The 22,055-nt window shown below is 39.7% G+C and carries 16 protein-coding genes and 1 pseudogene; 13 read left to right on the top strand and 4 right to left on the bottom strand.

Annotation, left to right across the window (positions count from 1 at the left end; all coding sequences use genetic code 11):
- Positions 1-111: 111 nt before the first annotated feature.
- The 9 genes and pseudogenes from PX700_RS10555 to tldD all read left to right on the top strand — a co-directional run.
- Positions 112-1,263 (top strand): annotated as a pseudogene (locus tag PX700_RS10555) (sulfatase modifying factor 1); the annotation flags it as partial.
- Positions 1,264-1,453: 190 nt separating this feature from the next.
- A complete protein-coding gene (locus PX700_RS10560; protein ID WP_002958401.1) occupies positions 1,454-2,497 on the top strand; it encodes a rod shape-determining protein in 1,044 nt (347 codons plus the stop codon).
- Positions 2,497-3,339, top strand: a complete 843-nt coding sequence (gene mreC, locus PX700_RS10565) for a rod shape-determining protein MreC (protein ID WP_415637836.1) — start codon at positions 2,497-2,499, stop codon at positions 3,337-3,339. Before PX700_RS10560 ends, mreC begins: the two co-directional genes overlap by 1 nt.
- Positions 3,332-3,811: a rod shape-determining protein MreD gene (mreD, locus tag PX700_RS10570; protein ID WP_007586341.1), complete on the top strand. Its 480-nt coding sequence runs from the start codon at positions 3,332-3,334 to the stop codon at positions 3,809-3,811. The genes mreC and mreD overlap by 8 nt, the downstream gene beginning before the upstream one ends.
- On the top strand, positions 3,811-4,380 hold the full coding sequence (locus PX700_RS10575; RefSeq protein ID WP_165728131.1) for a Maf family protein: 570 nt from the start codon (positions 3,811-3,813) through the stop codon (positions 4,378-4,380). Before mreD ends, PX700_RS10575 begins: the two co-directional genes overlap by 1 nt.
- Position 4,381: 1 nt before the next feature.
- Complete coding sequence (rng, locus tag PX700_RS10580; protein ID WP_197181172.1) at positions 4,382-5,854, top strand: ribonuclease G; 1,473 nt, start codon at positions 4,382-4,384, stop codon at positions 5,852-5,854.
- Entirely contained in the window at positions 5,854-9,711 is a 3,858-nt protein-coding gene (locus PX700_RS10585) for a YhdP family protein (RefSeq protein ID WP_479520680.1), read from the top strand. Before rng ends, PX700_RS10585 begins: the two co-directional genes overlap by 1 nt.
- Positions 9,708-10,547, top strand: a complete 840-nt coding sequence (locus tag PX700_RS10590) for a carbon-nitrogen hydrolase family protein (protein WP_415637838.1) — start codon at positions 9,708-9,710, stop codon at positions 10,545-10,547. The genes PX700_RS10585 and PX700_RS10590 overlap by 4 nt, the downstream gene beginning before the upstream one ends.
- Positions 10,544-11,983 carry a metalloprotease TldD gene (gene tldD / locus PX700_RS10595; protein ID WP_165739311.1) on the top strand — a complete coding sequence of 480 codons (1,440 nt, stop codon included), beginning with the start codon at positions 10,544-10,546 and terminating at the stop codon, positions 11,981-11,983. Before PX700_RS10590 ends, tldD begins: the two co-directional genes overlap by 4 nt.
- A gap of 53 nt (positions 11,984-12,036) precedes the next feature.
- Here tldD and PX700_RS10600 read toward each other — a convergent pair whose 3' ends face one another.
- From PX700_RS10600 to gorA, 3 genes are all read right to left on the bottom strand, one after another.
- Positions 12,037-12,873, bottom strand: a complete 837-nt coding sequence (locus tag PX700_RS10600) for a mechanosensitive ion channel family protein (RefSeq protein WP_415637839.1) — start codon at positions 12,871-12,873, stop codon at positions 12,037-12,039.
- Entirely contained in the window at positions 12,866-13,612 is a 747-nt protein-coding gene (locus tag PX700_RS10605; protein ID WP_479520681.1) for a hypothetical protein, read from the bottom strand. The genes PX700_RS10600 and PX700_RS10605 overlap by 8 nt, the downstream gene beginning before the upstream one ends.
- Before the next feature lie 262 nt (positions 13,613-13,874).
- Complete coding sequence (gene gorA / locus PX700_RS10610) at positions 13,875-15,236, bottom strand: glutathione-disulfide reductase (protein ID WP_415637841.1); 1,362 nt, start codon at positions 15,234-15,236, stop codon at positions 13,875-13,877.
- A 78-nt stretch (positions 15,237-15,314) separates the two neighbouring features.
- On the opposite strand from gorA, the gene PX700_RS10615 reads away from it, so the two are divergent.
- The 4 genes from PX700_RS10615 to PX700_RS10630 all read left to right on the top strand — a co-directional run bounded on the left by PX700_RS10615 (position 15,315) and on the right by PX700_RS10630 (position 20,247).
- Positions 15,315-15,989, top strand: a complete 675-nt coding sequence (locus PX700_RS10615) for a DUF2461 domain-containing protein (RefSeq protein ID WP_415637842.1) — start codon at positions 15,315-15,317, stop codon at positions 15,987-15,989.
- An 86-nt stretch (positions 15,990-16,075) separates the two neighbouring features.
- Positions 16,076-18,115, top strand: coding sequence for an oligopeptidase A (prlC, locus tag PX700_RS10620; protein WP_415637843.1), 2,040 nt, complete (start codon positions 16,076-16,078; stop codon positions 18,113-18,115).
- A 140-nt stretch (positions 18,116-18,255) separates the two neighbouring features.
- A complete protein-coding gene (locus PX700_RS10625) occupies positions 18,256-19,434 on the top strand; it encodes a response regulator (RefSeq protein ID WP_479520682.1) in 1,179 nt (392 codons plus the stop codon).
- Positions 19,435-19,491: 57 nt separating this feature from the next.
- Positions 19,492-20,247 carry a class I SAM-dependent methyltransferase gene (locus PX700_RS10630; protein ID WP_415637845.1) on the top strand — a complete coding sequence of 252 codons (756 nt, stop codon included), beginning with the start codon at positions 19,492-19,494 and terminating at the stop codon, positions 20,245-20,247.
- A 178-nt stretch (positions 20,248-20,425) separates the two neighbouring features.
- Here the strand turns inward: PX700_RS10630 and gshA are convergent, their stop codons facing one another.
- Positions 20,426-22,021 (bottom strand): glutamate--cysteine ligase, encoded by a 1,596-nt coding sequence (gene gshA, locus PX700_RS10635; RefSeq protein ID WP_415637846.1) that lies wholly within the window; start codon positions 22,019-22,021, stop codon positions 20,426-20,428.
- Positions 22,022-22,055 lie beyond the last annotated feature (34 nt).

The following is a 22,055-nucleotide window of genomic DNA, read 5'->3' on the forward strand; positions in this document are numbered from 1 at the left end:
AATATAATAATTGAACAAAGCTTGTGTTTTGTGCTGCAAGTACATAGCATAAGGCTTTAATTATAAAAAATAATAACAACCAAATAATTGCCGCTTTTGGGACTGGAATATATGCGAATTACTCCTTTATCTCTGTTAATTTCAGCTAGTTTGTTAGCTAGTAGTGCATTTGCTCAAAACACAGTGACAGTAACTGGCATTGACTCAGAGATTAGTGTTAAACAGATAGAGTACGATAACTCGACAAAGATATTTGAAAAACACCTTAAAGAAGAAAGTCAGTTACAAAATCAACTAGAGCTACTTCGTTCTCGTTCTATCGAGCTGGATAAAGAAAAAAACCAAGCGCTCGATGCGATGAACGAAATGTACCGTCGTTTAATTGATGATCCCACTATTGTTATTAATACTGCACAATCGCGCTATCAAAAAGCGGTGATTGATCACAAGCAAAATAAAGATGATATTTCTATGCAGTTGGCGGCAATTGCATCCCACCGTAAAGATATAGAACAAATTCGTGTTGCTAAGCATACGCTTTTAAATACATTAGAAAGTTTAAAAGAGCAGTTAACAACAGCCCGCGTAGAGCGTTTACGTAACGAGTTTACACGTGAAGGCACGCTTGAGGTTAACCATACTATTAACTGTAAGCGTACAGAAACGCTAGCAGCGTGTGAGCAACGCGGTCAACAAATGGGTCTACAAAAAGCGACTAAACGCTTTGTTGATCAAATATTTGCAAACTTAACAGAAGAACGCATTGTTGAGCCAAAACGTAATTTGGCGGGCGCTCAAGTACAAATATTAAGTAGCCATGTAGTTAACAGTGCATTTAGCGGCCAAGGTAATTACAACGTTAACTTAAGTGTAACTATGCGCGGTGAAGTCAATAACAGTCGTTTATGTAGCTTATTAAGTATAGATAATCGTTATTGTTCTGAGTATGGCACGCCTCTTACTGCTACCTATCAATTTAGGTACAATAATGCATTTACTGCTACCTATCAATCTAGGTACAATAATATACTTACGGATAGTCAGTTAATATTCAGTAATACCAAGGATAATACTAGCGCTGTATCGGCTTCGCGTTTAAACAGGCAATCAGCTAGGTATTCGATTAATACAGCACCGATAAAAAAAGATTATTCAAATACTGACACCACAAAAAATCAAACGATAGAGTTAGCATTACGCTCTAATATTTACGATGATGAGGTATTTATTGATGATGTTAGCTTTGTTACTACATGTTTAGTTTTAGCATCTGATTTTAGATCTAACTACATTGATTTTCGCTTAGCTCGCGAACGATATAATTCAATTAAGGAAGCTTAGCTTCCTTTTTCATAAATTCACAAAGGCGCTGCGCTTTATATTGCTCATATAGATAAGCATGTTAAAGTGAGGCAGCTAATATAAGAACGTATTTCAAAGGTCAACCAGCCCCATGTTTAAAAAACTCCGTGGTATTTTTTCTAACGATCTATCGATCGACTTGGGTACAGCCAATACCCTAATTTATGTAAAAGAAGAAGGTATTGTATTAAACGAACCTTCAGTTGTTGCTATTCGCCAAGAACGCGCTGGTGGACCTAAAAGTGTTGCATCTGTAGGTACAGAAGCAAAACAAATGCTAGGTCGTACACCAGGTAATATAAAAGCAATTCGTCCAATGAAAGACGGTGTAATTGCTGATTTTTATGTAACCGAAAAAATGTTACAACACTTCATTAAGCAAGTGCACAACAATAACTTTATGCGCCCAAGTCCGCGCGTACTAATTTGTGTACCGTGTGGTGCAACTCAAGTAGAAAAACGTGCAATACGTGAATCTGCAATGGGTGCGGGTGCTCGTGAAGTTTACTTAATTGAAGAACCAATGGCAGCCGCTATTGGTGCAGGCTTACCCGTATCAGAAGCAACCGGTTCTATGGTTGTTGATATTGGTGGTGGTACAACTGAAGTTGCTATTATTTCACTTAACGGCGTTGTTTACTCATCATCAGTTCGTATTGGTGGTGATAAGTTTGACGAAGCTATCATTAATTATGTACGCCGTAACTTTGGTAGCTTAATTGGTGAAGCAACAGCCGAAAACATCAAGCATCAAATTGGCTCGGCGTTTAAAACTGATGAGCCAATCGAAATTGAAGTACGCGGTCGTAACCTTGCAGAAGGTGTTCCGCGTTCATTCACACTTAACTCACATGAAATCCTAGAAGCTCTACAAGAGCCGTTAATGGGTATTGTGAGTGCAGTAATGGTTGCACTTGAGCAATCACCACCAGAGCTGGCATCAGATATTTCTGCGCACGGTATGGTACTTACTGGCGGTGGCGCGTTACTAAAAGATTTAGACCGTTTATTAATGGAAGAAACGGGTATTCCGGTTGTTGTTGCTGATGATCCACTTACGTGTGTTGCACGTGGCGGCGGTAAAGCACTGGAAATGATCGATGTTCATGGTGGTGACGTTTTTAGTTACGATTAATGAAATTAATGTTTGGACGCACAGTCTCTTTGCAACTGCGACTTTTTGTCGCAGTGCTTTTGAGTATCGTACTCATAGCTGCAGATAGGTATACACAAGGCGGCACGGTTGCTCGTACCAGCCTTAATACTTTAGTTAGCCCACTAATTTATGTTGCTAATTTACCCTACGAATTATTTAGCTTAAGTGCTAAAAGCCTGCATACGCGAGAACAGCTTCTTACTGAAAATGAGGCTCTGAAAAAAAAGCAAATGCTACAAAGCGAGCAATTGCAGCAGTATCAATTTTTAGCTAGAGAAAACCAAAAACTACGCGCCTTATTAGGTTCATCTGCAAAGCAATCAAATCGTAAAATTATTGCTCAGGTACTTTCTGTGCACTCAAACCCGTATAGCCATCAAGTTGTTATAAACCGAGGGACCACTGACGGGCTTAGTGAAAGCCAAGCCGTAATAGATGAAATGGGTGTAGTAGGGCAGCTTACAAAGGTTGGCTCAACAACGTCACGCGTATTACTAATGACCGACACCACGCATGCTACACCTGTGCGTATACTGCGTAACGATGTACGAACGGTTGTTGAAGGCATAGGTAAAATTAACGTAGTTAAGCTCTCGCATGTACCTCACAGCTTAGATGTTCGAATTGGTGATGTACTTGTTACATCAGGTTTAGGTGGCACATTCCCCGAGGGGTATCCGGTAGCTGTAGTAACCGAAATAAACCGTGATGAAGGCCGTCCGTTTGCACAAGTTTTTGCCGAGCCCATTGCACAGTTAGACCGCATTCGTTTACTTGTTATTTTATGGCGTAATCAACAGGAGCAAATCAGCGATGATTAACCGCTATTCATTGTTAATTGCGCTAAGCATCTTTTTTGCGTTAATAATGGCATTAATGCCACTGCCATTTTCGTTTGAACCATTTAGACCTGACTGGGTTTTACTTGTACTTATGTATTGGTCACTTGCAGTACCTCATCGATTAAATATTGGTACAGCTTGGGTTGTTGGCTTATTAATAGATTTAGCATCTGGCTCACCGCTAGGTGTGAATTCGCTTACATTTTCAATATGTATATTTGTAACTGCGAGTAATTTTCAAAAAATTCGTAACTTTTCGCTTTGGCAGCAAAGCTTATTAATTGGTTTATTTTTAACGCTTTATCATTTAATGCAGTTTTGGCTAAATCACTTTTTGCTAGGTGTTTACTTTAATCCACAGTACTTATGGCCAGTAGCAACCGGAATGGTTAGCTGGTTTTGGGTGTTTTTACTACTTCGTAAATATCGCAGACATTTTAGGATCAGGTAATGACTACCGCAGTATATTTGGCATCAGCCTCTCCCCGTCGTAAAGAGTTATTAAGTCAATTAGGTGTCGAATTTACACAATTTAGTGTTGATGCAGATGAAAGTGTACTTCCAAACGAACAACCTAGAGCACTTGTTGAGCGTTTAGCGCGCTTAAAAGCTCAAAGTGGTGTAGAGCTTGGGTATACAGATCGCCCCGTACTTGGTAGTGATACAGTGGTTGTTATCGATAACGAATCACTGGGTAAACCACGCGATAAAAACGATTTTACAAATACATTAAAACGCCTGTCAGGTAACACACATCAAGTACTTACCGCTGTAGCATTTGCGACGCAAAATGATGTAATTAGCTGCGTTGTAAGCACTGATGTTACTTTTAAAACCTTAACAGATGAAGAAATTAATGCCTACTGGGAGACGGGTGAGCCACAAGATAAAGCCGGCGGATATGGTATCCAAGGTTTAGGTGGTCGCTTTGTAACTCATATTGCGGGTAGCTATTTCTCCGTTGTAGGCTTACCTTTATATGAAACCGAACAATTATTAAAAACATTCTTAAGAAGGTAACATGAGTACAGAATTACTGATCAATGTCACACCGAGCGAAAGCCGTGTTGCCCTAATAGAAAACGGTGTACTGCAAGAAATACAGCTAGAGCGAATTGGTAATCTAGGTATTGTAGGCAATATTTACCTAGGAAAAATAAGCCGTGTACTTCCGGGTATGCAGGCTGCGTTTGTAGATATCGGCCTTGAAAAGGCCGCATTTTTGCATGCATCCGATATTGTAAATAGTGCCTCTATTGTTGAAGGTGTAGACGACGTACCAATAAAAAAAGTACAAGACATTAGAGAGTTAGTTCGTCAAGGCCAATATATTATGGTGCAAGTGGTAAAAGATCCGCTAGGCACTAAAGGCGCAAGACTCACCACTGATATAACCATACCTTCTCGCTATTTAGTATTTATGCCAGATGCGACCCATGTCGGGGTTAGTCAGCGTATTGAAACTGAAGAAGAGCGCTCACGCCTTAAAAAAATAGTTGCAGAATATGGCGATGAAAATGGTAGCTTTATTGTACGTACTGCTGCAGAAGGCGCTAGCGAAGCTGAATTACGACACGATGCCGGTTTTTTAAGAAAACTATGGGAAAAAATAACATCACGTCGCAGAAAAACCAGTAAAGCCAGTATCCTACACGAAGATTTAACGCTTGCCTTTAGAACCCTACGTGACTACGTAGGTGAAGACATGGAGCGCATTCGCGTTGACTCTAAACTTACTCATGAAGAACTAAAGTTATTTACAGAAGAGTTTGTCCCACAGCTTTCTCAAGTACTTGAGTATTATCCTGGTGAGCGACCTATATTTGATTTGTTTGACGTTGAAAACGAAATTCAAAAAGCACTACATCGCAAAGTTACCTTAAAATCGGGCGGTTATATAATTATTGACCAAACTGAAGCAATGACGACTGTTGATGTTAATACCGGGGCATTTGTAGGGCATCGTAACTTAGAAGAAACCATTTTTAATACCAACGTAGAAGCAACCTCCGCAATTGCTCGCCAGCTTAGGCTGCGCAACTTAGGCGGTATTATCATTATCGACTTTATCGATATGGTAAGTGAGGATCATAAGCGCCGCGTATTGCATTCTCTTGAATCAGCACTCGCTAAAGATCGTACTAAAACGAATATTAACGGGCTTTCAGCACTTGGACTTGTTGAAATGACGCGTAAACGTACCCGCGAAAGTTTAGAGCATATTTTATGTGATGTATGCCCGGCGTGTTCTGGTCGTGGATCGCAAAAAACAGTTGAAACAGTATGCTACGAAATACTGCGTGAAATAGTACGCGTTAATCGAGCATATGCTGCCGATAAGTTTATGGTATATGCAGCGCCAGCTGTAAGTGAAGCCTTACTAAATGACGAGTATCATAACCTTGCAGAGCTTGAGCTATTTATTGGTAAGCAAGTCAATATTCAAACAGAGAGCTTATACAGCCAAGAACAGTTTGATGTGGTAATGATGTAATGAAAGCAAAAGCGGTCTGTTTTTTTTGTTTTAGAAAATTATGGCAAACCTGCGCCATAATTTTGGTATTACTGGCCGTTATTGTTTCAATTTTAAAATATACCCTTCCTTATGCAAACGAATACAAAGGGGATATAGAAAGCTATTTACACGAAAAGTTTGAAATAAGCTTATCTATCGGTGAAATATCAGCAAGCTGGCAAGGAAGTGGCCCTGCATTAGTACTAGAGAATTTATCGTTTAAAGATAACGAAACCGCGCCAATATCACTCACCATTGCCAAAACCAGCTTAGAGCTAAACTTATGGGAAAGCTTAAAAGCATTACAATTTAAATCCAATTATTTTGTTATTAATGGTTTTCATACCAGTGTAAAGACTTCCAACTTATTTAAAACCGGTGATAACGACGAAGTCTCTTTTGAACAAAAAGAGTTAATAGAAGAGTTGTTTTTAGGTAAAACAGGTCACTTTGCAATAGAAAACTCTAGTATTAACTTTATTTTAGAAGACGGCAAAGAACGTAAGTTACTCCTTAAAAATATTGTCTGGCAAAATGAAAATGAGCAGCATCTTGGCAGTGGTAGCTTAGCATTGCCGGGTATTTCGGTCGGTGATTTTGACGCGCGCATAGCACTTACTGGCGATACCTTAGAGCAAGTCGCGGGCGATATTTATGTGCAAGCAAATAAGGTCGATGTATCTAACTGGTTTGCACAATATATTAATACCGAAAAACAACAACTGCACAGTGATATTAATTTACAAGCGTGGCTAAAATTAGAAAAAGGTTTTATCAGTGATATAAAAATGCAGTGGTTACCAAGCTTTGTGCGTTGGCAGCGCGAAGAACAAAGCCAACAAGTAAGCTTAAGCGAAGGAGGGTTTCATTTATATCCCGAGCAAAATAGCTGGCACTTAAAAAGCACGGGCTTGACGTTTAATCGCAATAATAAAGCGTGGCCAAGCTTAGAATTTGAAGCCCAGTTAGGCACACAAAATAAAGTGTGGCTGCACCAAGTTGATTTGGAACTACTGAGTAGTTTAACCGGACTGAGTAACTTTAATGCACTAGACCCTTTTTTAGAGCGCCAACCTAGTGGGCAAATAGATCACGCTTATTTAAATTTCTCTAATGCACAGCAATGGCAATTATGGTTTGAGGCTGACAATATTGGCTGGCAAGAATTAAGTTCGATACCCGCAGCACAAGCACTTAGAGTAGGTGGTTTACTTACTCAAAGTAATGGGCGAATAAATTTATTTGGTGAAAATGGTACATTGATCACAGGCGAAAGCTTTAGTACCGACATAAATTATAATCAGTTAAATGTAGAGCTAGATTTAGCTAAGCGAGACGACGGCTGGCATATAAGTAGTGATAATATTTGGTTTGATAATAACGAAATTACTGTTGCTGCAGAATTACAAATTAGCCTCACTGACGATCCCCGTTTAGATCTTTATGCTGAAGCATTCGCTGCAGATGCCAGCATTGCAGGCCATTACTTTCCACTAAAAGCAATGAGTCCAGATTTAGTGAATTACCTAAATGGTGCTATTAAAGGGGGCGAAGTATCTAAAGCACAAGTGCTATTTGCAGGGCCGCTTTCAGGCTTTCCATTCACCGATGGCAGTGGACAGTTTGATGTGCTGGCACAAGTCGATAACGCAACGTATCAGTTTGATCCTGAGTGGCCAGTGGTAACTAATGCTAATGTCCAACTACATTTTGCTAATGAGCGTATGGATATTTATAGCCAACAAGGTAAGTTGGTTAATTTAGATTTAGGTAGTAGCGTACAGGTAAGTATTGCAGATTTAATGCATGCTGATGAACTGGTTGTACAAATTGATAAAAAAGCGCCAATGGAAAAGTTGCATGAGTTTTTTGTAGCGACACCTATTGCCAGCCCTTTGGCAGATATTTTTGAAATAATACAAGGTAAAGGCGAAGCCGATGCGAGTATTGAATTACTCGTAGGTGACAAGTTTAAAGGTGGGGCGAGTGTAAGCGGCAATGTTAAGTTAACTGATTTGCCATTATTTATTGCTACACCTGGCATTGAGCTTAAAAACTTAACTGGTGAGCTTAATTTTAAAAACGATAATATCACGCTTAAAAATGCGACTGCGAAGTGGTTAGGTATGCCGCTAACTATTAATTACAGCAGTAAAAGTGATGCAAAAAATTACCAAGCAAACATAGATATAAACGCCAAAATTGACGCCGATACACTAATAGATAGTGGGCAAGGTATATTAAAAAATTATTTAAGTGGCCAGAGTGATGTTGATATTGGCTTGGTACTTAATTTTGAAGAACAAGGTTTTAATTACCGCGCCCAAGTTACCTCTGAGTTACTTGGCTTAACGAGTAACTTACCCGCACCTTATAATAAAAATAGCGAACAAGTGTGGGCACTTGATGCAGTAGTACAAGGTGATAAAATATCTAATTTAATTACCGCAAACGCCAACCAGCAATTTTATTTTAATGCTATTTTAGAAAATGGAAAATCACAGTTTAGTAATGTTCACTTTGTACTCGGAAAGCAAGATTTAGGATTGAATCAAAAAGACTTAAGCGTAAATATAAATCTTGAACAAAGTGAATTAGTGCCTTGGTTTGATCTGATTGATCAAATAATTAAAGCTGGTAAAGCAAATCCAGATAAAGAATCAAAAGGGATTATGCCACCGCTTAATGAGGTGGTTGCAAGTATAGGTATGCTTGATGCGAGTAACATCATTTTTAATGATTTTGAAATGCGTTTAGCGCCATCAAAAGACGATCTATATCTAAAGTTAAATGCTAAAGAGCTTAGAGCTGGCGTTTTTATTCCTACATCACAGCCGAGCCAGCCCATCCGAATAAATGCCGATTACTTAAGACTCAACTTTGCAAAAAAAGTCGAGCAAGCACTTGAAATAACAGACGAACTTCCTGAAGAAGACTTGAGCTGGCTTACTAAATTACCTGCTATTGAGTTTGAATGTAGTGATTGCAAAATAGATCGCTACCAACTTGATAAAGTGAGTGCGTCGCTATTGGGTGATGGCGAGCGCTTATCAATATCAGAACTTGTGGTCGATAAAGGTAATCATGTACTGCGCACTAAAGGGCAGTGGAAAAATGGCTTAACAACGCTAAGTGGCGAGCTTAAAAGTGATGATATAGGCGCACTATTTGGCGAGTTTGATATAACCTCTGCGATTAAAGATTCAAAAGCCGATCTAAATTATGATCTTACTTGGCAAGCAGCCCCTTATAATTTTGATGTGAAAACTTTAAGCGGTGAGGTTGATTGGGATTTAGGTGAAGGTCACTTAACTGAAGTTAGCGATGGCGGTGCACGCGTATTTTCGTTACTGAGCCTTGATTCATTAGTACGCAAACTGAAACTTGATTTTAGAGACGTATTTTCAAAAGGCTTTTTTTATAACAGCATGCAAGGCTCTATGCAGTTAGAAAATGGTATTGCTTACACTAAAGATACCAAAATGGACGGCGTACCTGCCGACTTAACCATTAAAGGTTATGCAAATTTAAACACGCTTGATATAGATTATGACCTTGCTGTTGCGCCACAAGTAACCTCGAGCATTCCGGTTATAGTTGCATGGATGGTAAACCCAGTAACAGGGCTTGCTGCCTTAGCAATTGATAAAGTTATTCATTCTGCGCGCGTCATCTCAGAGATCAATTTTAAAGTGACGGGTAAAATGAACGATCCTATTGTTCAAGAACTCGATAGAAAAAGTCGTGAAGTTACGCTACCTCAAGCTGCGCAAAATCAGCCACAAGCATCAGTCGATTTAAAACTTAAAGACGCACAAGTAACAGTAACGCAATGAACAAAACTGAAATACTAAGCACACCCACAATAGTTGCCCTGCAAATGTGTTCAGGAGTAAACCCTGATGACAACATAGCAAGCTTAAAGCGCGCACTTAAAACACTTCCAGCAACTAGGCCATTACTTGTTTGTTTGCCTGAGGCTTTTTTAGTTTTCAGTAAAAGTGGTAACGATACGTTACGTGTTGCTAAGCAAGTTGAGCAATACAAATTACAACTTAGTGAATTGTGCCAACACCATAATATTTGGCTAAATGCAGGCACAATGCCTGAACCATTTAACGAACATAAATACTACGCAGCGTCGCACTTATATAATAATCAAGGCGAGCTGGTTGCAACGTATAACAAAATACATTTATTTGATGTAAACGTAGATGACAAAACCGGTAGCTACCGAGAGTCAGATTTTACCCAGGCAGGTAGTGATGTGGTTGTTGTTGATTCTCCCTTTGGTAAAATAGGCTTAACAGTATGTTATGATCTGCGCTTTAGTGGCTTATTTAACGAACTAGTACGCCAAGGCGCCGATATTATTTTAGTACCAAGTGCATTTACAGTCGTCACAGGGCAAGCGCATTGGCAGCCATTATTAGCAGCTCGCGCAATAGAAACACAATGTTATGTGGTTGCAGCAGCTCAGTACGGTACACATGAAAATGGCCGACAAACATATGGCCACAGTATTATTATTTCACCTTGGGGAGATACCCTGAGTGAATTGCCAACAGGCACCGGTTTTATAAGCTGCAACGCAGATTTAGACCAGTTACAAAAAATTAGACGAGATATGCCCGTGCAGTCTCATCAACGATTTAGAGAGCATTTATTATGAATTCGGTTGAACAGCATTTACTACACGACAGCCAGCTAAATAGAGAAGAGCTCGAAAAAACGCTCGCTTACATACATCAGCATAAAGTGGATTACGCCGATTTATATTTTCAATCAAGCCACCACGAATCGTGGGTGCTTGAAGACGGCTTAGTTAAAGAAGGTTCTTATAACGTTGAACGTGGCGTTGGTGTACGTGCTGTAAGCGGCGAAAAAACAGGTTTCTCTTACTCTGATGCAATAAACCTCGAAGCACTTAATAAAGCGGCTACAGCGGCTCGTAGCATTGCAGATGCTGGCGAAGATAGAGCAATTAAAGTATTTAGTGATGTTAAAGCTAAAGAGCAGTTTGCACCGCATCAGCCAATTTCGAGTATGAGCGATACCGACAAGGTTAGCTTATTACGCGAACTCGAAAACTATATTCGTGAATTAGCACCCGATGCAGAGCAAGTAATTAGCTCAATGTCGGCGGTATACGAAGAAGTATTAATAGCGGCAAGTGATGGCACATTTGCCACCGATATTCGTCCGCTTATTCGTTTAAACTGCTCAGTGCTACTTGAAAAGAATGGTCGCCGTGAACGCGGTGGCGCAGGTGGTGGTGCACGTTTAGATTATGGTTACTTTAAAGAACTTGTTGACGGTAAACCACGTTGGATGGAATTTGCTGAAGAAGCGGTACGCCAAGCTAAAGTAAATCTTGAGGCTATTGATGCACCAGCGGGTACTATGGAAGTTGTACTTGGTAATGGTTGGCCTGGTGTGCTTTTACACGAAGCCGTAGGGCATGGGCTTGAAGGCGACTTTAATCGTAAAGGCGCATCTGCGTTTAGTGGTAAAGTGGGCCAAAAAGTAGCATCTGAGCTGTGTACAGTTGTTGATGATGGCACAATGGCCGATCGCCGTGGTTCACTAAATGTAGATGACGAAGGCACGCCAGCCGCTTACAACGTACTTATCGAAAACGGTATTTTAAAAGGTTATATGCAAGACAAGCTAAACGCGCGTTTAATGGGAGTAAGTCCTACCGGTAACGCACGTCGTGAGTCGTATGCACATTTACCAATGCCTCGCATGACTAATACTTACATGTTAGGTGGTGAGCACAGCCAAGCCGATATTATAAGTTCAGTTAAAAAAGGGGTATTCGCACCTAACTTTGGCGGCGGACAAGTTGATATTACCTCAGGTAAGTTTGTATTTAGCGCATCAGAAGCGTACTTAATTGAAAATGGTAAAATTACACAACCAATTAAAGGCGCAACGCTTATTGGTAACGGCCCAGAAGTAATGCAGCAAATATCTATGGTTGGTAACGACCTTGCCCTTGATAAAGGTGTGGGTGTTTGTGGTAAAGATGGTCAAAGTGTACCGGTAGGCGTAGGCCAACCAAGCCTTAAAATTGATAAATTAACCGTTGGCGGTACAGCTTAAATATTGCCAAGCGCGAAGTAAGTTCGCGCTCTTTGTTTTAATGAAGGTGGGGTTTATGCCTCGCCTTCATCCTCTTTATTTTTTTCAGCCTCTTTGTACCATAACGCAAAAAAGCATTCTGTTAATTTGTGTTCTATTTCAAGCGCCTTTTCTGTCGGACAAAACAAGGTAAAGCTTGCTTTAAACTCACCTAAATCAGTTGTACCAAAGTGAATTACCGGCTCTGGACCTGATATTTTTGCATCAAGTTTACGTTCAATCATCGAATTATAACGGCTTGCTACTTCTTGAAACTCTTCGCAGTACAGTTTAGCTTGCTCAGTTAATGTGTCGTGAATAGGATACGGGTTAAAGCTCTCTCGACGGACAATAATAAAATGATGCGTAACAAAGCGTTTTACAAAGTTTAAGTTTTTAATAGAGCTGGTAATCAGTTTATTATTAGGTATATATATGGTTTTTCTCGAAAATTGATAAGTATGTATATCAATTTCATGCATGGTTGTTTTTATCCAATCGGTTTCAGCTACTTCACCAAAGTAATCACCAACTTGTATCCAGTCACCTACTCTAAAGGGGCGAGTTGTTACTAGGTAAAAAAAGCCTATAACACACTGAATAAACTCGCGCGTTGCAAGCACAATAGCTACTGCAAAAGCAGCAATTGAAAGTGCAAAGTTTTGAATTTCGGTAGACCACACAAACAGCAGCGATATTATCATTACAAAATTAATAAAATGCTTAATATTGTGTGCGATGTAACGAATATCTTTTTCTTTTTTTTCTGCGCGATTTTTAGCGAGCTTATCAACAAGCACTTTTAGTACAAATGCAATTGTGATCATTACAATTGAAAGAAGAAACGGATGCAGTAATATATCTTTAGTCATAATATCCAATTAAACGCGAGTTGATAAAAGCAGACTCAGTATATTGATTTATTAAACCAATTAGCAAACTTAGCGCAAAAAAAGTAACCAATAAAAGTAGAGCTATGTTATTGAGTTGCTTCATCAGTACAATGTTTGTGATTTTTAGCCATTTTTTTGGGCATATGAGTACAAGCTCAATGGCTGAAATAAAAATTAGAGTATAGCCAAGTGTTTCTACTCCTTCTTCAACAATGTTTTTCACTACGCGTACATAGTCATCGCCCATTACTGAATGCCAAAATGCACCTTTGCCCATAATTCGTGAAAACGCGAGTAAAGTAACCATGCCTGATAAGTAAACCCCATAACTAGGGGTGAGGCTATAGGCTTTTAAAGAGTTAAAAATACTCCCTCTCTTTGCTATTAAATAAACAAGTACGCCAGCCAAAATTGAATAGACAATACTTTGCCAAGCTCCATCAAATAAATATAAGTCGAGGTAGGTATCAAACTCTCTTACAAACATCATTGCCGACAACGCAGCAAGTAATATCGCAGATATTCTAAGTTGAAAGTTAATTCGCGAAGCATAGAAAAACAAAATACAGCTTAAAAAAGTTAAAACATCTTGCATATGTTCAGTGAGCGTTTCTTCACTGTAAAGTGCGTTTTGTTGTAACTCAAATCCTTCAAGTTGAATCAAAGAGGCAACAGCCGCTAGACACAGTAAGTAAATAAATGACCGTAGTAAAAACATAAAAAACCAGAGAACACTATAAATGCGCGAGATTCTAATTGTAAAAATGCCTTAAAGCCAAAACAAAATTTAAACTTTTAGTGTTTTTATTAGTCTAAGAATTTTTATGTTAAAATAATGGCTTAGATATTTATTTAATGTTTAATGGATGTTTTTAATGTGGTGGTTAGAGTGGTTTATTGCGATAAATATAATAAGCATTAAAAAGCCCTTACTAAAAATAGCAAAGGCTTTATATAAGTCAGGTTTTAGAGTTTAAAGTCTAGCGCATCGTTACAAATTCTTCCGAGCCAGTCGGGTGAATAGCAACAACGGCATCAAAATCAGCTTTAGTTGCGCCCATTTTCATGGCAACTGCAAAACCTTGAATCATTTCATCAACTGCAAAACCAATACCGTGTAGGCCAACTACTTTTTCGTCTGGGCCAGCACATACAAGTTTCATTTTACAAGGCTGGCGATGTTTAGTTACCGCTGTGTACATAGCGGTAAAACCAGATTGGTAAATCTTAACGTTTTCTTCGCCATACTGAGAAATAGCTTCTTGCTCAGTAAGGCCAATAGTCCCAATTGGTGGGTGACTAAATACAACAGTAGGAACTAGGCTGTAATCCATTTTTAAATCATCTGGTAGTTCTTTATTAAATAAACGCTCTGATAAAGTACGGCCTGCTTTAACTGCTACAGGCGTAAGCTCAATACCGTTTTCGATAATATCACCAACCGCATAAACGTTTTTAGCTGTGGTATTTTGAAACTCATCAACTTTAACAAAACCATCGCTGTTAACTTCTACGCCGGCAGCAGCGACATTAATTGCATCTGTTGTTGGCTGGCGGCCAATGGCCCAAATTACTTGGTCAACGTTATGAGTTTTACCATTATCTAAATGTAGCGTTACAGAGCCGTCATCTTCTTTAACTAATTTATGAGGTACAGATTCTGTATGAAGAGTTGGGCCTTCAGCAGCCATTACTTCAACAAGCGTTTCAACTATGTACGGGTCGAAGTTACGAAGCGGAGAATGCTTACGAACAAATAAATGTGTTTCAGTACCTAAACCATGTAATACACCAGCAAGCTCAACAGCTATGTAGCCTGCGCCGATTACTGCAACGCGCTTAGGTTGCTCTTTTAGCTCAAAAAAGTCATTAGAATCAATACCGTGTTCAGCCCCTTCAATATGCGGAATGCTTGGGCGCCCACCTACTGCAATTAATATATGGTCGGCTGTGTAATGCTCGCCGTTTACTTCAACTGTTTTATTATCTACAAATTTAGCAAAGCCTTTAATTACAGTAACGCCATTGCTAGCAAGGCCATTATCGTAACCTTTATGAATTCGGCCTATGTAGGCTTCACGGCTTTCTACTAATTTGCTCCAGTCAAAGCCTTTAAATTCAATATTAAAGCCGTAATCAGGGGCGTATAAATTAATAGCTTCAGCAACCTGAGCACCGTGCCACATTACTTTTTTAGGTACGCAGCCTACGTTTACACACGTGCCACCCATGTGTTTTGCTTCTATAATTGCTACTTTAGCGCCACGCATTGCCGCTCTATTTGCAGAGGCAATACCACCACTGCCACCACCGATTGCAATATAATCAAAGTGTTGTGTCATTTCATGTCCTTAGGCGTTGAGTTTTATGCGTATTAGCATAACATTAAGTTTTAAAAATAAAGAGTGTTTAGGTGACCTATGTTTAGTAAAAAAACATTCGAATTTCTTGCTCAGCTTGATAAAAACAATAATAGAGACTGGTTTAACGACCATAAATCACAGTATGAGGAATACGTAAGAGAGCCCGCTTTAGATTTCATTAGGCAAATGCAAGCACCACTTGCTGAGGTTTCTAGCCATTTTGTCGCATCAGATAAAAAAGTGGGCGGTAGTTTAATGAGAGTCCATAAAGACGCGCGTTTTAGCAAAGATAAAACCCCATATAAAATTAATGTAGGGATTCAATTTCGCCATTTTATGGGAAAAGACGTACACGCCCCGGGTTTTTACTTTCATTTAGCAAATGACGAGTGCTTTGTAGGCGCGGGTATTTGGCGACCAGAATCAAAGGCACTTAACGCAATTAGAACCTGCATAGATGAAAACCCAAATAGCTATAAAAAAGCAATTTATGATCAGCAATTTAAATCTATATTCGAAATGTCAGGAGAGTCGCTAAAACGCCCACCAAGAGGTTTTGAAAAAGAGCACCCTTTAATAAATGAGCTCAAGCGAAAAGACTTTATAGCCATTAGCCCGCTTACTCAAAAACAAGTATGCAGCAATAACTTAGTTGATATAGTGCTAGAGCGTTATAAAGTAGCTGATTCATTAATGGGTTATTTGTGTTTTGCTCTGGAGCAACCCTATTAAAATCACATAACTTAAAAGCAGTTGAGTTGTTTTTTTACTTTTAGACCCAATTTAAAACGTAATGCATTAACGCAAAGAGAGTATTTATGAGCAACCCACTAATTGGCCTTGAAGGCTTACCACCATTTTCAAAAATAAAGCCTGAGTACGTAGTACCAGCACTAAAAGACGGTATTGAGCTTTGTCGTAAAGCCATTGATGACGTGCTAGCGAAAGGCTCGTACACGTGGGATGACTTAGTATTACCCCTTGAAGAAGCTGACGATAAATTATCGCGCATGTTCTCCCCTGTATCGCATTTAAATTCAGTAATGAATAACGACGAATTACGCGAGGCTTATGAGCAGTGCTTACCGTTAATATCTGAATATTCGACATTTGTAGGGCAGCATCAAGGTTTATACAACGCGTACAATACGCTTTATAACAGCGACGAATTTAAAACGCTGACTACAGCACAGCAAAAAACAATTACTAATGCACTGCGTGATTTTAAATTATCGGGCATTGCACTAGCGCCGGATCAGCAAACACGCTACGGTGAAATTAGTGCACGTTTATCAGAACTTGCCTCAAAGTTTGGCAACAATGTAATGGATGCGACTTTAGCGTGGCACAAACACATTACTGACGAAAGTGATTTAGCAGGCTTGCCAGAATCAGCTCTTGCACTTGCAGCCGATACAGCAAAAAGTAAAGAATTAGATGGTTGGTTATTTACACTCGATTTTCCATCATATTTACCAATAATGGCTTACGCAGATAACCGCGAACTACGCAGAGAAACCTATACTGCGTTTTCTACGCGCGCATCAGATCAAGGCCCTAATGCCGGTGAGTTTGATAACTCAGGCATCATGAGAGAGGAGCTTGCGCTTCGTCATGAACTTGCACAGTTACTAGGATTTAACAGCTACGCTGAAAAGTCACTAGCGACTAAAATGGCCGAAACACCAGAGCAAGTATTCTCATTTTTAGAAGACCTAGCAGCTAAATCAAAACCACAAGCTGAGCAAGAAGTGGCAGAGCTAAAAGCCTATGCTGAGCAAAAACACGGTATCTCTGAATTAGAAGCGTGGGATTTTGGTTACTACAGCGAAAAGCTTAAGCAAGAAAAGTATGCCATTTCAGACGAAGTACTACGTCCTTACTTCCCAGCAAATAAAGTACTAAGTGGCTTATTCGAAACCGTTAACCGCTTATTTGGTATTAGCGTAAAAGAAGTTACCGATTTTGATACTTATCACAAAGATGTACGATTTTTTGAAATTGTAGATAGCAGTGGCGCGTTACGTGGTCGCTTTTATCTTGATTTATATGCACGCGACCACAAACGCGGTGGTGCGTGGATGGACGACTGTATGGGCCGTAAAGTACGTGCCAACGGCGAACTACAAACTCCAGTGGCTTATCTAGTGTGTAACTTTAATAAAGCGGTTGGCGACAAACCTGCGCTGTTTACTCATGATGAAGTAACTACGTTATTTCATGAGTTTGGTCATGGTATTCACCACATGCTTACACAAGTGGATGCCGCGCCAGTGGCTGGCATTAATGGCGTAGCGTGGGATGCGGTAGAGCTTCCTAGCCAGTTTTTAGAAAACTGGTGTTACGACGAAGAAGCCCTGAGCTTTATTTCGGGCCATTATGAAACGGGTGAGCCATTACCTAAAGAGTTACTTGATAAGTTACTTGCCGCTAAAAATTACAATTCAGGCGTACAAATGCTGCGTCAAATTGAGTTCTCGCTATTCGACTTTAAAATACATAATGATTATGTAGCAAATGAATCGTGTCAAATTCAAGCGATATTAAACGACGTACGTAGCCGTACATCAATCGTTAAACCGCCAGAGTTTAACCGTTTTCAAAATGGTTTTAGCCACATTTTTGCGGGCGGTTATAGCGCAGGTTACTACTCGTATAAATGGGCTGAAGTACTCTCTGCTGATGCATTTTCTAAATTTGAAGAAGAAGGTATTTTTAACGCCGAAACAGGGCAAGCCTTTATGCAAAACATTTTAGAAAAAGGCGGTAGCGAAGAGCCAATGGAGTTATTTAAAAAGTTCCGTGGCCGTGAACCGAATGTTGACGCTTTACTACGTCACAGCGGTATTTCCGTTTAAAAAGTAGACATTTAGCACATACCAAATTAAAGCGCCTTAATGGCGCTTTTTTATTGTTTGTAAATTATTAGCTAATAATTTTTAGTAATTTTATCCTGTCGTACTATGCTTTCAACACACCTATTAAAATGGACTAAGGCATGGCAAAGTTGGTATTGGCAATTGATGACGACAAATATGTTCATCATATAATTGAAGAGTCTTTAGCAGGGTTTTATAAAATAGTTCATGCAAAAAATGGCGACGAAGGATTAAGGCTAGCCAATAAATATAATCCAGATATTATTTTACTCGATATTGAAATGCCAGGTATGTCGGGCTATGACGTATGTAAAACAATAAAACAGAATGAAAACACTCAAGATATTCCCGTTATGTTTCTTTCTTCAAAAGTTGAGCTAAGCGATCGGGTAAAAGGTTACAGCGTCGGCGCATCAGATTACATCACTAAACCCTTTAATACAGAAGAGCTAATAGCGCGTATAAAAGTGCTGTGTGAGTACAGACAAAAATGTGCAAAGCTAAAGCTAGATATAGTAAAAGCGAATAAAACTGCAGAAATGGCAATAACAGAGTCAGGCGATATGGGGCGTATAATGCGCTACGTTGGACAAAGTTATCACGCTAATAACTTTCAATCGTTGAGTGAGTTTTTTTTAGCATTTTTTGCTCCATTAAATTTAGATGTTGTGGTTGTGTTTTGGTATCAAAGCAAAGGTATGTTTTATAGCCAACAAAGTGGTGTTTGCCCGTTAGAGCAAGAGTTGCTTGAGCAACATAGACATGCCAAACGATTTGTTGATATTGGTAGCAGCACTATTATTAATTATCCCAAAGTGTCCCTTTTGATAAAAAATATGCCCGTTGATAACGATGTTTTATATGGGCGCTACAAAGATCTGTTTCCGTATATATTAGAAGCGACCAACGAAAAGGTTGTGACTATGGAAAGAAGCGAGAGCAGTTATGAGCAAGCAGCTCAAATAAGTACAGCCCTTCAAGATATTGTTAAGCAGTTAACCACTCAAAATGTGGAGCAAAACAAAAGTACTAAAGTGTTTATAGAGCAGCTACATGAACTTGACTGCGCTATTAAGCTACAACAAACACAAGCAAATTCTGCGGATCTCACTTTATACATATCTCAATTGGATCAAACAATGCAGTTGTTTGTATCGGCTAATAGTGATTTGGCGTTTATCAAGTATCAGCTTAAACAAGTTGCCGAAAGCCGCAATGAGCTTATATCTAATTTACGTAGTAAAGCAGAAGCAACTAAGGTTAATACTAATCATCATAGTGATATAGAGCTATTTTAGTGCTTTAAAGTAAAGCGGTTGATATACTACAGGCGTATTTTATCGTCGGAGTTTATTGTGGTTATTCAGTGTGCTTTTAAAGAGTGTCGTCCTTATTTAAATGAATTAGAAACACGCTTTGGTTTAGCCCAATGGGCACAAAATTGCAGTGGCTTTAGCTTACATTACGATGATAAAGGATTAAGCTTGTTTAAAACCGACGAGCCTAAGCTAGGTGCTATTAACGTTGATTTTGTAACAGGTGCTGCCGCCCATAGGCGCAAGTTTGGCGGTGGTAAAGGGCAAGCTATTGCCAAAGCGGTGGGCTTAAATAAAGGTGCAACGCCTGTTGTACTAGATGCAACCGCTGGTTTAGGGCGAGACGGCTTTGTACTTGCATCTCTTGGATGCAAAGTTATATTACATGAACGCCACCCCGTAGTTGCAGCCCTTTTATACGATGGTTTAAAGCGAGCCTATAGCGATATTGAGATAGGCCTGTGGATGCAAGAAAACATGAGCCTCATATTTGGCTCAAGCCATACTCTACTCGAACAATGCGAAAGCATGCCTGATGTTGTGTATTTGGATCCCATGTTTCCGCACCGCGAAAAGTCAGCATTAGTTAAAAAAGAAATGCGCGTATTTCAAGAGCTAGTTGGTGCAGACAACGACGCTGACGACTTACTTGATTTTGCCTACCCACTTGCTAGTAAACGTGTCGTTGTAAAACGCCCGGATTATGCTCCATTCTTAAACGATAAAACCCCAAGTATGCAAATTAAAACCAAAAAGAACCGTTTTGATGTTTATGTAAAAGCGGCAATGGTTTAAGCATAAAAACAAATTGGTTTATCCCCAGGGCAAGTGTCGCTGCAACCATACTTTGACATAATACAATCATGACTGCCTCCGGTTTAACATTAGATTTAGCTTTATTAGGGAGAGATCAAGCGTCTGTGCGCTTACTAAGCGAACACGGCATACCAATTTTAGTTATCAGTTTAAGCATTTATCGAGCATTTTGCTGAGCAAGAAATTGCTCGAATGTAATAACATCATTCGCTTCAAGTAATTTCTGCTGTTGTATGGACTTAATCGTCTCTCGCTGCAACTGTGCTTCTATTGCGCTAGATAAGCCACGTTCACTGAAATAAGTTTGATGTAGCTTAGCTTGTGCTAGCATTAAGTCGATAAATTCATCACCATTTTTACCCGCGGCCATCATCATAGCTGACGGTGTTAATTCGCTATTTCCGACCTTAGCTATTTGCTCAATTAGGGCTTGGCTGTGCGTTTGGCTTTTATCGTTTATCGCATCAGTAGATTGCCCCACATGGGCTTTATCGAGTAAATCTGCTATTGGCTGCAACTGTGTCAATAACCCGTTCGCGGCCTTTTTAAATGCAACAGGTTGGCCGTTTTGCGTCAGCATTAATTTAGGATTTCGTCCTTCACGAACAACACGCTGCTGGTTCGCTTTAATTTCATCCGATTCCGTAACGCTCAATGCTGCACTTTCAGACAAAAGGCAATACAACAAAAACACATCGAGAAAGCGGATCTGTTGCGCATCAATACCCACTGGCAAAAATGGATTAGTATCAAGAATACGGACTTCAATGTATTCAACGCCCCGTTCTTTAAGTGCCACTATCGGTTGTTCGCCTGACTGTGTTACGCGCTTAGGGCGAATTTCGCTGTAATATTCATTTTCAATTTGCAGCACATTGCTATTAAGTTGACGATAGCTGCCGTCAACGTTAATGCCAATTTTTTCATAAGCAGGGTAAACCTTAGCAATTGCTTTGGTAATATCGTCGACATAATTATCTAAATTGTTATAGCTAACATTTAAATTTGCTTGCGCTTCGCTTTGGTAGCCTAAGTCACTCATTCGAAGCGAAGTGGCAAACGGTAAGCCAAGAGTGTTTTTGCTGAATGTGTCTAACTTATCGGTCTTTTTATCCCCCATAAAGCTATTGTCCAAAGTCGGCGAGGCGCCAAATAAATAGACTAATAACCACGAATGACGACGAAAATTACGGATCAAGTCAAAATAGCGCTGCGATTTAAACGCTTGCACATCACCTTGTTCCCCCCAAACTTGCTGGCAATAAGGCCAAAAGCTATCAGGCATTGAAAAGTTATAATGTATGCCCGCTATCGCTTGCATTGTCCGGCCATAACGATACGATAAGCCTTGGCGGTAAACATGTTTCATTTGACCGATATTAGCGCTGCCATATTGGGCAATAGGTATGCTCGCTTCTCCCTCTAGGCGACAGGGCATACTGGCAGGCCAAAGGTATTCATCCGGCATGTGGCGCAAGGTAAAATGATGCAAATCACTCAAGTAGTCGATAGTGTCATCAACTTGCTGACACACAGGAGTGATAAATTCCAGCAACGCTTCCGAGTAATCTGTCGTAATACTATTGTGCGTTAATGTGGATCCAAGAGCCTCCGGGTGGCCGGTTTGTGCTATCAAAGCTTTTGGTGTAACTCTTAGGCCTTCTTTTTCAATTCCCCGTTGAACCTGGCTTAAAAGTGCTAAGCCATTAGGTGATTTGAGGTGTTGCAAACGAGTTTGTAATAAATCGGACAAGAAGGCTTTCCTTTAAAATATCAATCTAGACAGT

The organism is Pseudoalteromonas sp. TP27, from assembly GCF_056470645.1.